A 14,414-nucleotide genomic window follows, 5' to 3' on the forward strand; every position below is an offset into this window, starting at 1 on the left:
GAACGGTACATTATTTTTGCAAAAGTAGCAGGCTTGTAGGAGGGGAACGTTAAGATGAACAAAGGACGCGTTGTGAGCATCATGGGTCCGGTTGTTGACGTCGAGTTTGATCGCGGCGGTCTGCCGGAAATCCTCAATGCCATTACGATCACTACAGTAAGTGAGAGCGGCGTTAGTGTAAACCTTACACTCGAAGCTTCGAAACATCTGGGTGACAACCGTGTACGTTGTATTGCGATGTCCTCCACGGATGGACTTGTTCGTGGTATGGAAGCATTAGATACAGGAGCTCCAATCTCTGTACCTGTCGGAGAAGCAACACTGGGTCGTGTATTTAACGTACTCGGCGAAGCAATTGATACTGGCGGTGCCGTAGCTGCTGAGCACAAGAACCCGATTCACCGTTCAGCACCTGCATTTGATGAACTGACTACCCAAGCAGAGATGCTGGAGACAGGAATCAAAGTTATCGACTTGCTCGCTCCTTACGCCAAAGGTGGTAAAATCGGTCTCTTCGGTGGTGCGGGTGTAGGTAAGACGGTAACCATTCAGGAATTGATCAACAACATCGCACAAGAGCACGGCGGTATTTCCGTATTCGCGGGTGTTGGTGAGCGTACACGTGAAGGTAATGACTTGTATCACGAGATGAGTGATTCCGGCGTTATCAACAAAACAGCAATGGTCTTCGGACAAATGAACGAGCCTCCAGGTGCACGTCTTCGTGTAGCCCTCACAGGTCTGACAATGGCGGAATATTTCCGTGATGAAGAAGGCCGTGACGTGTTGCTCTTTATCGATAACATCTTCCGTTTCACCCAAGCGGGTTCAGAAGTATCTGCCTTGCTTGGACGTATGCCTTCCGCGGTAGGTTACCAACCTACGTTGGCAACAGAAATGGGTCAACTGCAAGAGCGTATCACATCAACGAAAAAAGGTTCTGTAACATCCATTCAGGCCATCTACGTGCCTGCGGATGACTACACTGACCCGGCTCCTGCAACGACGTTTGCCCACTTGGATGCAACGACGAACCTGGAGCGTAAAATTTCCGAGATGGGTATCTACCCTGCGGTAGATCCACTGGCTTCCAGCTCCCGGATCTTGTCCCCTGAAGTTGTAGGTGAAGAACACTACAGCGTTGCTCAAGGCGTTAAACGTATCTTGGCACGTTACAATGAATTGCAAGATATCATTGCAATCCTGGGTATGGACGAGTTGAGTGAAGAAGACAGAGCGCTTGTATACCGTGCTCGTAAAATCCAACGTTTCTTGTCCCAGCCATTCCACGTTGCTGAAGCATTTAACGGTATTCCGGGTAAATACGTTCCGGTTAAAGAAACGGTGCGCAGCTTTAAAGAGATTCTCGAAGGTAAGTATGATGATCTTCCGGAAGCAGCTTTCCTCTTTGTTGGTACAATTGAAGAGGCAGTGGAGAAAGCCAAAACACTGGTTTAGTCTGAATCCAGGATTGTCCTTATGAAGCGGGCTATCCTTCGGATATTTCAGGAGGGATGGAATTGAACACCTTTTTGTTGGAAATCGTAACACCCGAGCGTTTGGTATATTCAGAACAGGTGAATAGCATTACGGCTCGTGGTATTGAAGGGGAACTGGGCATTCTGCCAGGTCATATTCCTATGGTTACACCTTTGCAGATCGCACCAATCCATATCCATAACGGAAAAGAAAATAAACAAGTTGCTATCGGTGGCGGGTTTATCGAAGTTCGTAAAGATAAGGTAGTTGTACTCGCAGAGAGTGCTGAATTCCCGGAAAACATTGATGTGGATCGTGCGCGTGCGGCGAAAGAGCGGGCAGAACGTCGGCTTGCAAGCCAAAGCAACCAGGACCACTTTGATCACCGACGTGCAGAGATCGCACTGCAAAAAGCGGTTAACCGGATTAATGTATTCGGCAAATAAACGATTCTTAAAGGCCCGGCGGCCTAGTCTGCCGGGCTTTTTTGAGTTTTTTTGATAGAATTGTTTTATCAAATATAGCAAAATTATTTGTTTGAACATCCAGAAGATTCTTCATTATAGAGAAGTTTCTTAAGCAAATTAATCACCGTTTATGAGAATTTGAATAGGATGTAGGACTAAAGTAGTGGGCGTATTTACCACTATGAGAACCATTTTTTACATGAAGGATTATAAATTATTTCCGAGGAAATGACAGAATCGATATCGAAATAACGCTCTTTTATGTCGTTTTAGTCACAAAATCCCGGCGTTTTAAAATTAAAATATTTTAGAAGTGGAAATCAATGTAATTGACAATGTATGATGAAAGAGCCTATATTCCATAGAGTCAGCAGAAGCAGGAAGCTGCGTAGTAGATTCCATAGTCATGCACAGCCGGATTGTTGCTGCTCGCCCTTTGGGCATCAGGAGATTCCTGCATGGCAGGAGTAAATCTGACAGTACGCTCAGCATGTTATCCTCAATACATTCTATGCTAACAAGTTATGGGTGTTGGGCATATGATATGCTGATCGCTGCAACAAATGTGGAGGTAATGAATATATGGATACTGATCTGACGAATCAGGTGAACCAAGCACTAAGCACCAACGGCTTGGTCTCAATCATCGTCTCCCTTTTATGTATTGCGTTGTCTTGGTGGGCTTTGCAGAATCTCAAACTGGATTTAATCATCAGACAACCACGAGGTGCTCAGGGAAGACTGTTACATTTGTTGCTCGCCATCATTCTGGGGCATGCCGTTGCTGGCTTTGTCATTGACTACTTGTCATGGACTCAAATGTTGCGTAATTTGTTTTAATGTTGAGATGGTTGGTTAATCATCTGTTAGGCCCTTGAAGGAGCTCATTGTCGAATAACATCGATTAATTGTGTTAACAATTAGAGTATGAGTTGTCGGTAAAGAAATTAAGAAAAAAATGTGACGTGAAATTGGATGAATTTGAGATGTTTTATGTAAAAATGCTTGTATCGTACAATTCAACAATGTTATGATGTAAGTTAGGGAATTCACAATTGTTCACTTATTTTGTAGTTATAAACGGGATATCCGGTTCATGCCGGCTAATAACCATCCCACTCTGTCTGTTCTGATGCTCTGCTGGCTTGTAAGACACTCATTTTACATGCTGAATAGCAAGAAGCACGGCACATGGTATCATTGATATGGATTATAAAAACCAATTCTTTTCTGAACAGACATCTGTGGCAACATGCCAGAATATGTCGAAATTCCACACACAGCAACAGTCCTTTCTAGCATAGTGGGGCTTACGTATTCCGGAATGAAGAAAAGGGAATAAAAGCGCGGAGGGAACCATGATGAGCAAATTTATCGTCCGCGGTGGCAAAAGGTTGACCGGAAGTGTCAAAGTTAGCGGCGCTAAAAATTCTGTTCTTCCGATCATCGCTGCCTCTCTCTTAGGGGAAGAAGGACAAAGCGTTATTATTGACGCGCCTCCTCTAGACGATGTGATGACGATTAACAAGGTGTTGGAATCGCTGGGAGCGGGAGTTACATACCGGGACGAAGTGATTACCGTAAATGCGGAGAAACTCACTTCCTGTGAAGCCCCGTATGAATGGGTAAGTAAAATGCGGGCGTCTTTCCTGGTCATGGGGCCTTTGTTGACTCGAATGGGTCATACAAGAATCTCACTTCCTGGTGGATGTGCCATCGGTACACGGCCTATTGATCAGCATTTGAAAGGTTTTGAAGCCATGGGCGCAGAGATCAGCTTGGGCCAAGGTTATATCGAAGCTCGTAGCCAAGGACGGTTGCGTGGCGCGAAAATTTATCTGGATGTGGCTTCCGTAGGTGCCACTCAAAATATTATGATGGCTGCAACATTAGCCGAAGGTGTAACTGTTCTGGAGAACGCGGCGAAAGAACCTGAAATTGTGGATCTTGCCAACTTCCTGAATGGAATGGGTGCCATCGTACGTGGTGCTGGTACTGGAGTGATCCGCATTGAAGGTGTGGAGAAACTGACAGGTGTTACACACACCGTTATTCCGGATCGGGTAGAAGCTGGTACGTATATGGCTGCTGCTGCAATTTCTGGTGGTGACGTGTACATTGAAGGTGCAATCTCTGATCATTTAGGCTCCGTTATTGCGAAGCTTGAAGAAATGGGTGTAACAATCCAACCGGATGAGAATGGCGTGCGTGTAATCGCAGATCGTCCTCTTAAGGCTGTGGATGTGAAAACATTACCATACCCAGGATTCCCGACAGATATGCAATCCCAGATGATGGCACTCTTGCTCGCATCTGAAGGAACAAGTGTCGTGACAGAGACTGTTTTTGAAAACCGATTCATGCATGTGGATGAGTTCCAATTGATGAATGCGGAGATCAAAGTTGAAGGACGTTCGTCCATCATCACAGGTAATGCCAAACTGAAGGGTGCCAAAGTAACAGCTACCGATTTGCGTGCGGGTGCCGCACTCATTATTGCAGGTCTTGTTGCTGAAGGTACAACGGAAGTGGGCGGTGTTCATCACATCGACCGTGGCTATGTACATCTCGCTGAGAAGCTTAATGGACTTGGCGCTGACATCTATCGGATCTCGGTTGATGAGCCTAAGCTGGAAGCAACCAAAGCACCTAGTGAAAAAGTGGAGAAAGAAGTACCGATGTTTAAGGTACAACCAACTTTGGCTTAACACTGGATTGAATAGAAAAAATATGGTCCCCCTATTATGAGTCACACAGTTGTGTGGATTATGAATGCGATGGAACGTATATTGTAAAAAAATGATAAAGCTAAGCCATCTGGCTTGGCTTTTTTTGTGTTTACTTTTCAGAAGACAACGAGATATTTGATACCTGATTCTATTAATAGCTGGTCCTAACTTGTATAGCATAACATCGTATTCTGTATCCATCCTGAACCAAATGAAAGAGCGTACTTTATATAGGGCGTCGGGTCCAGCTAAACACCGGTATTCAGCGACAGATCAACGTTTCTAAGATGTACATAGCAAAAGAAAACAGGAAATTGAACAGAACGAAAAGGGTCTCGTTTCTCTTAAATCAGGTTCTATCAGATCAAGCCAGCTCATAACCTAAACTATGGATTTGAACAACACGACCGGCACATGACCGGCCATTAACGGAGGGTTATATTCGAATGAAAGAAGCTCGTGTACAGGTAAAGGTACCCCTTGTCCCTCGTCCAGGTATGCAAGAGTCGGAGGGAAATACCGTTTCTGGAGTGGAAAAAGACAAGCCTGCCCCATCGAACCTGAGGACTGTTCCATCACAGCCTGCAAGATTATTCAATCCAGGACGGGTGTCGACAGATGAACTGAACCGGAAGACAACCGAGCATATTCATATACCTGTTATTGAGCTGGACCAGTTCCGCCGAGTGAAGCGTCGCCGAATGCGGACATTTGGACGAAAGTCCCGATGGGGACGCAACTCGACACGATGGCAACCTGCTGCCGCTGTATCTGCCTTATTGGCAATGGCGTTGTTGATTCCGGTAATTCTGGTATGGCCGCGGGAGAGCGAATCGGTTAAGTCAACCCCTGTTCGAGCAGATGCCAACATTACACGACCCCCAGCTCCTACGCCAGCAGTCCCTGTTACCTACCCTGAACCCAAAGTACGCGTATACCTGTCTGCAACAGGGACAACGATGAATCTGCCATTGGAAGACTATGTTACAGGGGTAGTGGCAGCAGAGATGCCGGCGGAATTCAGACTGGAGGCGTTAAAAGCTCAGGCGATCGCAGCGCGCACTTTTATCGTACGAAGACTCGCTGCGAGTGATACAAGCGGTGTTCCATCGGGTGCGGCAGATGTGACGGATACGGTCAGTCACCAGGTGTTTATTCCGCCAGATCAGGTGAAATCGGAATGGACTCGTCTGGGGAAGGCGAAGGAATGGGAAAAGCTGCAACAGGCTGTACGCGAAAGTCGAGATGCGGTCATGACATATCAAGGCAAAGCGATCACAGCTTCCTTTTTCTCTACAAGCAATGGATATACGGAAAATGCAGAAGATGTGTGGGGCAACGCTGTGCCGTATCTGCAAAGTGTGGACAGTCCATGGGATGAAAGTCTGGCTCCGGGCTTCAAACAGACCGTTACGATGAAACGTAGCGAGATTCTGCAGAAATTGAATCTGGATGCCATTCCGGTTACTGCTCAGAAGGATGGATCGTGGATGGAAGTATTATCTACAACCAAAGGGCATCGAATTAAGGAAATGCAGATCGCAGGTGAAACGTTCAATGGTCCTGAGGTTCGCAAGCTGCTTGGGTTAAGGTCCAGCCAGTTCAGTTGGAAGGCCGTGGGAGATGAGGTCCAGATTACAACGTACGGATATGGGCATGGTGTGGGTATGAGCCAATGGGGAGCAAACGGCATGGCGCAGGAGGGACACACCGCCACCCAGATTCTCAAACACTACTATACCGGCATCTCATTCGGACAGGCATCCAAGATGCTTGCATCGAAGTAGGCGAGATGAACACCGATGGATAGATAAATGCTTTGACGCATGAGGACGTCAGGATAGCCTTAGTCGGCCGGTATCCAGTCACATCCTATATCATTTCGCTTTCTGCTAGTAAACTCACTTCTGAGAAGGATTGGTCATCAAGCCAATTCGTGCTTTTTACCAACCGCCTTTTCCGGAGGTTTTAAGACTTGGCTATATATGCGGAGAGTGCTAGCGTATGCAGAGCGCAGGGGGCAGAAAAGACCTGTAGAAGCAAAGCGTCCGCCTTTACTACCGGATTTCACCTTTGAAGAAGGTGATAGAAGAAATCTGGTAGTAACCAGCGGTCGAAAGGTTTTCTGGCCCCGAAGCGGTGCACGAACTAACACTCATCTCCAATATATATAGCATTCTCTGAAACCTCCGTGAAAATAATTAGAGTCGCGCGTGTATAAAAGAGTTGCACCCGGTAACACTTGTTACTGAGGTGATTAACATGAATGAACAAAACAAAAAAACAATCCAAGAAGAAACTCCTAAAACAACTCAAGGAGTACCGGCTAGTCAGCCCTCTTCATGGAAAAGAGCAATGTCCAAACGCTGGGTCTTCCCGGCAGCCTACATCGCAGCAGCAGGCATTATACTAACCTTAGTGTGGGTCTATCAGGGCACAGGCGACAAAACGCTGAACTCGGACCCTGCTAGCGGGGTAGTAGAAACAGGCGCATCGGCGGGTACAGAAGGAACAGCAGTAGGCGGAGAAGAAGAAAGTGTGGAAGTTGTTGCAAAGTCGGAGAATTTTGTATGGCCGGTAGCGGTACCGTCCGAAATTTCGGTAGTAAAGCCTTTCTATGATAGCGAAGCTTCAACCGAGGAACATGAAGCGGCAATGGTGCAGTACAATGATACATTCATCCCGAACACGGGTGTGGATCTGGCACGTGGGGATAATAAAACGTTTGAAGTCAAAGCAGCGCTTGCCGGTAAGGTTACCCGGGTTGAGCAAAATCCGCTCACAGGTCAGGTTGTGGAAATCACACACAGCGATAACCTGAAGACGGTATACCAAAGCTTGGCAGACGTCAAAGTGAAACAGGACGACGAAGTAAAACAGGGAGATGCGATTGCATCCGCTGGCGTCAATGAATTGGGCAAAACGCTTGGCAACCACCTTCACTTTGAAGTGTACGAAGACGGACAGCCGGTTAACCCGCAAGGATATCTTCCGGAAAAATAAATGAATTTTACCGCAGCAACATGATGGGCAGAGGGTTGAACCTCTGCTCTTTTTGTGCTTTTCAGAAAATAATGGGACCTTCGAAGCTTGTCACACCTCTAAACCGCGAATATATAGGCATGCTCCTCATATAATGTACCAAACTATCCACACAGTAGGGAGGCGGGAGCGTGCACGATTACATCAAGGAACGGACCATCAAAATTGGTCGCTGCATTGTTGAGACGAGGAATACGGTCCGTACCATAGCCAAAGAATTCGGCGTGTCAAAGAGTACTGTGCATAAGGATCTGACGGAGCGTCTGCCGGAAATCAACCCTGATCTTGCTGACCAGGTGAAACACATTTTGGAGTATCACAAGTCGATCCGCCATTTGCGGGGCGGTGAAGCGACCAAAATTAAATACAAAAAAACGAGTGGCAAGAAACGTGAGGTGTTGGCTTCCGCCAAATCGTAAGCATCTTCACAAAGACGTAGGCCAAAAAGCTCACACATGCATTGAATCCCTCCCCTGAAGTATGATATGTTAAAAGCTGGTACAGGATCGAATTATGACATCTTATCAGCCCGATTTTTACATATATATGTTGCACTTTGTCGAACGAGCGGTGACGTGATAAGGGACTCTTTTTCACAGGATACGCTGACCAAATAATATCACTTTGGGGGCTCTTTTATGTTTAGCAAGGATATCGGTATTGATCTTGGCACGGCCAACGTGCTTATTCACGTGAAAGGAAGTGGGGTTGTCCTCGATGAACCTTCCGTCGTGACCATTGAAAGAGATACGAAGCGTGTCCTTGCTGTTGGGGAAGAAGCGCGTCGTATGGTGGGGCGTACTCCAGGTAACATTGTTGCCATTAGACCGCTGCGTGACGGCGTAATTGCGGACTTCGAGATTACAGAAGCGATGCTCAGACATTTCATTAATCGTGTGGGTGCAAGAAGCTGGTACAGCCACCCTCGAATTTTGATCTGTGCACCAACGAACATTACTTCCGTGGAGCAGAAGGCCATCCGTGAGGCGGCAGAACGCAGCGGTGCCAAAGAAGTGTTTCTGGAAGAAGAGCCGAAAGCGGCAGCGATCGGTGCGGGAATGGATATTTTTCAGCCGAGCGGCAATATGGTCGTGGATATCGGCGGCGGTACGACTGACGTTGCAGTCCTTTCTATGGGCGACGTGGTCACCGCCTCTTCTATTAAAGTCGCAGGGGACAAGTTCGACGAAGCCATTATCAAGTTTATCAAAGCCAAGTACAAGCTCATGATCGGTGAAAGGACCGCTGAAGATCTCAAAATTGCGATTGGTTCCGTGCATCCGGATGGAGGCCAAACGGAGATGGATATTCGCGGACGCGATATGGTATCCGGTCTGCCAGTTACCGTAACGGTATCGGGAAAAGAAGTACAGGAAGCACTGTGGGATTCCGTGCAATCCATCATCGTGGCAGCCAAATCGGTATTGGAACGTACACCGCCTGAATTGTCAGCGGACATTATCGACCGTGGTGTTGTATTGACTGGCGGAGGTGCATTGCTGAACGGACTGGACGAGCTTTTGTCCAATGAATTGCATGTACCGGTATGGGTTGCGGAAGATCCAATGCACTGTGTCGTGAAGGGGACAGGCATTATGCTTAATAATTTGGATCAGGTGGTTAAGAAAAAGTTTTAATCTGCCGATATAAATAGCAAAGGTTCGCCATGCTCGGAAAGCAGAACGGACAAGCAGCCAACCTGTGATGCAGGTCAAGCGCTTGAGGAGAGGGGTTAATTCATGTTAAGAGGTCTGTACACCGCTACTGCGGGAATGATTACGCAACAACGCCGCCATGACACAGCAACACAGAATATCGTAAATATGAACACCACGGGATACAAACAGGTCAACAGCGTAAGCCGTTCCTTCCCGGAAATGCTCATTACCTTGGTAGGCGGAGATGCAAATCTCCCGACAAAGCGGTTGGGCAAGCTGAACACGGGGGTGTTCGCGGAAGAGAGTTTGTCCATGAATTTGCAGGGGACCATTATGGAGACTGGGCAGAAAAATGATTTTTCCATTTCATCCAATATGACGGTAAATGATCCGCAGACTGGACAACCTGTCCCGTTTGACGCATCAGGCAAATTTGTACGGGCCGACGGCACGGTGACTTACCAGCCTCAGGCGTATTTTACAGTTCAGGATGCAGAAGGTAACACCGGATATACACGCGATGGTCACTTCGAGATTACAGGAACCGGACAATTGCTGAGTTCAACAGGTTCACAAGTGTTGGATAATAATGGACAACCTATAGTGTTGACAGGTTCCGTAGAGCAATTTAAAGTGGATGAGCAAGGTCGTCTCGTGGATGCAGCAACAGGTGCACCAACAGGGGTTACTCTTGGCATTAGTGTCATTGACCAGCCGAATCAACTGGTTCGTCAAGGTAATGGCAATTTCAGTCTTAGTGATGCAAACGGGGCAACGTCACGGATGATGGCTGCCGGTGATAATGTGCAGATCCGTCAGGGTTACCTGGAAGGCTCTAATGTCGATGCCTCACAGGCAACGGTTGATATGAACGCCGCATTCCGTGCGTATGAAGCAAACCAGAAGGTCGTACAATTCTACGACCGCAGTCTGGATAAAGCCGTCAATGAAGTCGGGCGTGTATAACGCCGACGTTTAAATATAACCGCGTAGCGGGAGGGTAAACCACCGATGAATAATTCCATGATTAGTGCCAAAGTTTCCATGACTGCCATACAGCAACGTCTGGATGTCATTGCCGATAATATTGCCAACGTGAATACGGCAGGCTATAAGAGTAAGCAAGCGGCTTTCGAGGATGTGCTCACACGGGTGCAACAACAACACGACAAGTACAAACTCGACGGACGTTCCACTCCAATGGGGTATAATCTTGGGTTTGGTGCTCGTTTGGCGGATGTGACGAAGGATATGTCTCAAGGCACCTTGAACGAGACTGGCCTTCCGACCGATTTGGCCATTGAGGGAAATGCCATGTTTGCGGTTGAAGCGAATGGGGAAAAAATGTGGACACGTCAGGGTGCATTTCATTTTGTGCCCGATACAAGACCGAAGCCTACTCCGAATTCACCAGATATGATGGTCATGGTTAACGGCGAAGGTCACTTTGCCCTGGATCGTCTAGGAAACCGTATTACGGCACCGAACAATAGCAAAGTTGCTTTTGATGAAAATGGCAACCTGTTAATCCGACGCGGTAATGAGGCGAACGCAACCATTGGGGCACAACTGCAAGTGGTAGACATTGAACGTCCTGAAGGTCTGGTACAATATGCGGATAACCTCTTTGGCCTGGATGCGGGATTAACCGAGGATGATGTATTTGGCGCGAATGCAGCTACACGTCAAGCAGCTGCATTGATCCGTCCAGGATATCTGGAGCAATCCAATGTGGATATGGCACAGGAGATGTCTTTGCTTATGCAAGGACAGCGGACATATCAACTGGCGGCAAAGGCGCTAACTTCAAGTGATTCCATGTTGGGTCTTGCCAACAATATGAGAGCGTAAAAGGTGAATGTGATGACAGAAACACAGCAGCAGAACAGTAAGCCGGAGAAAAAGGAAGTCAAGAAGAAGAAGAAGAGTGGATGGCGCATCGCTAGATGGTTCCTGGTCCCGGCCCTGCTTGTTCTTGCCCTTGCTGGCGGAATGGTAGCTGGATATGTGGTACTGGGCAAACAGGATATCGGTTCCGTATGGCAATGGAGTACATGGGAACATGTATATAATCTGGTATTCGCTCCATAATGTAACGAGTTAAGCGAAAACTCCTGCGCAGGCAGGAGTTTTCTTTTTGACGTTGAAAACAGTATAATGATGGATGACGTTTGACGTCACAAAAGAGGCCTCCCCTGCGAAAGACATTCGTCATCGCGAAGAGAGACCCCTTATCTTAACCTTCACTACTGCAGTCATGAAGGATATAACTAGTGTTAACCGAAAATATGCTTTCCATACAAAATTTTAAAATTAAAAACCTTTTATATGAGCTTCGACTTTGTCATGTGGGGGTTGACCTTGCAGCACCGAAGTAAGTGGAGGGAACGGAATCGTTCAGAAGAAGCGAAGCGCTCGCCTTTGTCACCGAATTTTGACCTCTCTGAGGTTGATCAAAAAAATTCGGAGACAACAGCGATCAGAGGGACGATCCGTAACCGTAACGACCACCGTAGCGCTAAGAGTCAATCCATGATGAAGAACGCTCATATAAACATCCCGAGAGGAGATTACATTGTGCTCGATATCAAACAGATTCAAGAAATCATCCCGCACCGTCCCCCGTTTCTGCTGGTGGACAAGATTCTAGAGATTGAGGATGGCAAACGTGCCGTTGGTCTGAAAAACGTAACCATTAACGAACCTTTCTTCATTGGTCATTTCCCAGAGTATCCGGTAATGCCGGGTGTACTGATTACAGAAGCACTGGCTCAAGTTGGTGCGGTAGCCATTCTGAATTTGGAAGGCAACAAAGGCAAAATCGGCTTTTTGGCGGGACTGGACAACTTCCGATTCCGTGGACAAGTTGTGCCCGGAGATACGTTGATTCTGGAAGTGGAGATTACACGTCTCAAGGGTTCGATTGGTAAAGGTAAAGCAACTGCCCGAGTGAACGACAAAGTGGTCGCTGAAGGCGAGATTATGTTTGCACTGTCTGACCCAAGCTGATTACACATACGTGAGCATCTACATCATGCAGGAACGTAGACGGACCGAATGATACAAGATGCTGAAGTAACTCAGCACACCTGAATTTATATAGACGGAAGGGGTTTATCGGAATGGAACAGTTAAGCACAGCAGCAGCAGAGACGTTGCAGCAATGGTTGGAGGATGCTTCGATTGATGAAGCAACGAAACAGGAGCTTCGTGACTTGCAGGATCAGCCGAAAGAGCTGGAGGAACGTTTTTACAGAAACCTGGAGTTTGGTACAGGTGGATTGCGCGGAGTCATTGGTGCCGGAAGCAACCGGATGAACCGCTACACTGTAGGTCGGGCAACGCAAGGATTTGCGCGTTATTTGCTTGAGCAGCATGGTGACCAAGAAGGTAAACCTTCTGTTGTCATTGCTCATGATTCCCGTCATTTCTCACCTGAATTCACACTGGATGCTGCGCTTGTACTGGCTGGAAACGGCATTGTAGCCAAGCTGTTCCCATCCCTGCGTTCAACTCCAGAGTTGTCATTTGCAGTGCGTAATCAGAAGGCTACTGGCGGAATCGTTGTAACAGCGAGCCATAACCCACCGGAATACAACGGATACAAAGTCTACAATCATGAGGGCGGACAATTGGTACCGGCTGAAGCGGAAAAAGTCATTCAGTACATCCAGGAAGTGCCTTCCCTTGCTGACGTGAAGAAGCTGACGCAAGAAGAAGCAGAAGCTCAGGGGCTACTGATCTGGTTGGGTGAAGACCAAGACCAGGCGTTTGTGGATACCGTGGCAAGCCGCAGTTTGAGTCGCGAACTGATCCAATCTGGCATAGGTCGTGATTTCAAAATTGTTTACACACCGCTGCACGGAACAGGAAACATCCCTGTGCGTCGCGTACTGGAGCAGATCGGATTCGAGCAAGTGCACATTGTGGCTGAACAGGAACAGCCGGATACTGAGTTCTCTACCGTGAAATCCCCTAACCCGGAAGAACGCGAAGCGTTTACGCTAGCAATGAAGTTGGGCGAATCTGTTGGTGCTGATATTCTGATCGGAACAGATCCGGATGCAGACCGTATGGGTGCTGTCGTGAAAGACAACGATGGCAAATATTTCGTCTTGTCTGGTAACCAGTCTGGTGCCATTATGGTACATTACCTGCTCAGTCGCCTGCAAGAGACAGGAACACTGCCAAGCAATGGTGCGGTTGTCAAAACGATTGTAACAAGTGAGATGGGTGCTGTCATTGCTGAACATTACGGTGCAGAAGTGATGAACACACTGACAGGGTTTAAATATATTGGTGAAAAAATGAACCAGTTCGAAGCAACAGGCAGTCATACCTTCTTGTTCGGATATGAAGAGAGTTATGGCTACCTGTCAGGCAACTATGCCCGTGACAAGGATGCTGTTCTTGCCTCGATGCTGATTGCTGAAGCTGCAGCGTATTATAAGAGTCAAGGCAAGACCCTCTATGATGTCTTGCAAGAGCTGTACAACCAATTCGGATATTTCCTGGAGAAGCTGGAGTCCCGTACGCTGAAAGGTAAAGACGGCGTAGCTCAGATTCAGGCCAAAATGACGGACTGGCGTTCCAATCCGCCACAAGAAGTAGCGGGAATTGCTGTACAAGATGTATTGGACTACTCCCTTGGTCTGGACGGTCTTCCGAAGGAAAACGTACTGAAGTTCATTTTGGCAGACGGTTCATGGTTCTGCTTGCGTCCTTCAGGAACAGAACCGAAGATCAAAGTATACTTCGCCGTTCGTGGAGAGAGTTTGGAAGATGCAGAAAGCCGGATCGAGCGTCTGGTGACCAACGTAATGTCGCGTGTAGACGCACAATAATACGAATGCAACAAAGAGTTAGGACATGAGAAGGCCTCTCCGCACCGTAAGGTTGGTTGGCGGAGGGGTTTTTCTTTGAAATAATAGTACAGATGGATCTGGCATATAAGAGGGCTTGTTGACACAAGCTGTTTGTAACCTATTGTATGAATGTTAAATGAACGAATTACTTGAGCTGAACGTGCATTTGGTTCC

Annotated in this window: 13 protein-coding genes; all 13 read left to right on the plus strand. The window is 47.3% G+C overall.

What is annotated here, in order from left to right; genetic code table 11:
• The first annotated feature begins 54 nt into the window (after positions 1-54).
• The 13 genes from atpD (at position 55) to FE296_RS17970 (ending at position 14,219) form a co-directional block, all read left to right on the plus strand.
• A complete protein-coding gene (atpD, locus tag FE296_RS17910) occupies positions 55-1,458 on the plus strand; it encodes a F0F1 ATP synthase subunit beta (protein WP_047840699.1) in 1,404 nt (467 codons plus the stop codon).
• Between the two features lie 62 nt (positions 1,459-1,520).
• Positions 1,521-1,925 (plus strand): F0F1 ATP synthase subunit epsilon, encoded by a 405-nt coding sequence (locus FE296_RS17915; protein WP_150365851.1) that lies wholly within the window; start codon positions 1,521-1,523, stop codon positions 1,923-1,925.
• Between the two features lie 603 nt (positions 1,926-2,528).
• The gene (locus FE296_RS17920; RefSeq protein WP_124116534.1) at positions 2,529-2,786 is read left to right on the plus strand and encodes a DUF1146 family protein; all 258 of its coding nucleotides are present in this window, start codon (positions 2,529-2,531) and stop codon (positions 2,784-2,786) included.
• 521 nt (positions 2,787-3,307) lie between these two features.
• On the plus strand, positions 3,308-4,654 hold the full coding sequence (gene murA / locus FE296_RS17925) for a UDP-N-acetylglucosamine 1-carboxyvinyltransferase (RefSeq protein ID WP_082762960.1): 1,347 nt from the start codon (positions 3,308-3,310) through the stop codon (positions 4,652-4,654).
• Between the two features lie 467 nt (positions 4,655-5,121).
• Positions 5,122-6,462 carry a stage II sporulation protein D gene (gene spoIID / locus FE296_RS17930; RefSeq protein WP_150365852.1) on the plus strand — a complete coding sequence of 447 codons (1,341 nt, stop codon included), beginning with the start codon at positions 5,122-5,124 and terminating at the stop codon, positions 6,460-6,462.
• A gap of 475 nt (positions 6,463-6,937) precedes the next feature.
• Positions 6,938-7,678 (plus strand): M23 family metallopeptidase, encoded by a 741-nt coding sequence (locus tag FE296_RS17935; RefSeq protein ID WP_100528404.1) that lies wholly within the window; start codon positions 6,938-6,940, stop codon positions 7,676-7,678.
• A gap of 170 nt (positions 7,679-7,848) precedes the next feature.
• The gene (gene spoIIID, locus FE296_RS17940; RefSeq protein ID WP_024632710.1) at positions 7,849-8,136 is read left to right on the plus strand and encodes a sporulation transcriptional regulator SpoIIID; all 288 of its coding nucleotides are present in this window, start codon (positions 7,849-7,851) and stop codon (positions 8,134-8,136) included.
• 219 nt (positions 8,137-8,355) lie between these two features.
• Positions 8,356-9,354 (plus strand): rod shape-determining protein, encoded by a 999-nt coding sequence (gene mreB, locus FE296_RS17945; RefSeq protein WP_076209800.1) that lies wholly within the window; start codon positions 8,356-8,358, stop codon positions 9,352-9,354.
• 102 nt (positions 9,355-9,456) lie between these two features.
• Entirely contained in the window at positions 9,457-10,341 is an 885-nt protein-coding gene (locus FE296_RS17950) for a flagellar hook-basal body protein (protein WP_150365853.1), read from the plus strand.
• A 45-nt stretch (positions 10,342-10,386) separates the two neighbouring features.
• Entirely contained in the window at positions 10,387-11,226 is an 840-nt protein-coding gene (locus FE296_RS17955; RefSeq protein ID WP_150365854.1) for a flagellar hook-basal body protein, read from the plus strand.
• 12 nt (positions 11,227-11,238) lie between these two features.
• Complete coding sequence (locus FE296_RS17960) at positions 11,239-11,466, plus strand: DNA-directed RNA polymerase subunit beta (RefSeq protein WP_150365855.1); 228 nt, start codon at positions 11,239-11,241, stop codon at positions 11,464-11,466.
• Positions 11,467-11,952: 486 nt separating this feature from the next.
• On the plus strand, positions 11,953-12,384 hold the full coding sequence (gene fabZ, locus FE296_RS17965) for a 3-hydroxyacyl-ACP dehydratase FabZ (protein ID WP_036613058.1): 432 nt from the start codon (positions 11,953-11,955) through the stop codon (positions 12,382-12,384).
• Positions 12,385-12,497: 113 nt separating this feature from the next.
• Entirely contained in the window at positions 12,498-14,219 is a 1,722-nt protein-coding gene (locus FE296_RS17970) for a phospho-sugar mutase (protein WP_150365856.1), read from the plus strand.
• Positions 14,220-14,414: the final 195 nt, after the last annotated feature.

The organism is Paenibacillus sp. UASWS1643 (genome assembly GCF_008693195.1).
In the GTDB taxonomy this organism is placed as follows: Bacteria; Bacillota; Bacilli; order Paenibacillales; family Paenibacillaceae; genus Paenibacillus; species Paenibacillus amylolyticus_B.

What these genes read in the sequence shown, in the direction of transcription:
- atpD (WP_047840699.1), top strand. Translation starts at nt 55, where the DNA reads ATGAACAAAGGACGCGTTGTGAGCATCATGGGTCCGGTTGTTGACGTC.
- FE296_RS17920 (WP_124116534.1), top strand. Translation starts at nt 2,529, where the DNA reads ATGGATACTGATCTGACGAATCAGGTGAACCAAGCACTAAGCACCAAC.
- murA (WP_082762960.1), top strand. Translation starts at nt 3,308, where the DNA reads ATGAGCAAATTTATCGTCCGCGGTGGCAAAAGGTTGACCGGAAGTGTC.
- spoIID (WP_150365852.1), top strand. Translation starts at nt 5,122, where the DNA reads ATGAAAGAAGCTCGTGTACAGGTAAAGGTACCCCTTGTCCCTCGTCCA.
- FE296_RS17935 (WP_100528404.1), top strand. Translation starts at nt 6,938, where the DNA reads ATGAATGAACAAAACAAAAAAACAATCCAAGAAGAAACTCCTAAAACA.
- mreB (WP_076209800.1), top strand. Translation starts at nt 8,356, where the DNA reads ATGTTTAGCAAGGATATCGGTATTGATCTTGGCACGGCCAACGTGCTT.
- FE296_RS17950 (WP_150365853.1), top strand. Translation starts at nt 9,457, where the DNA reads ATGTTAAGAGGTCTGTACACCGCTACTGCGGGAATGATTACGCAACAA.
- FE296_RS17955 (WP_150365854.1), top strand. Translation starts at nt 10,387, where the DNA reads ATGAATAATTCCATGATTAGTGCCAAAGTTTCCATGACTGCCATACAG.
- FE296_RS17960 (WP_150365855.1), top strand. Translation starts at nt 11,239, where the DNA reads ATGACAGAAACACAGCAGCAGAACAGTAAGCCGGAGAAAAAGGAAGTC.
- FE296_RS17970 (WP_150365856.1), top strand. Translation starts at nt 12,498, where the DNA reads ATGGAACAGTTAAGCACAGCAGCAGCAGAGACGTTGCAGCAATGGTTG.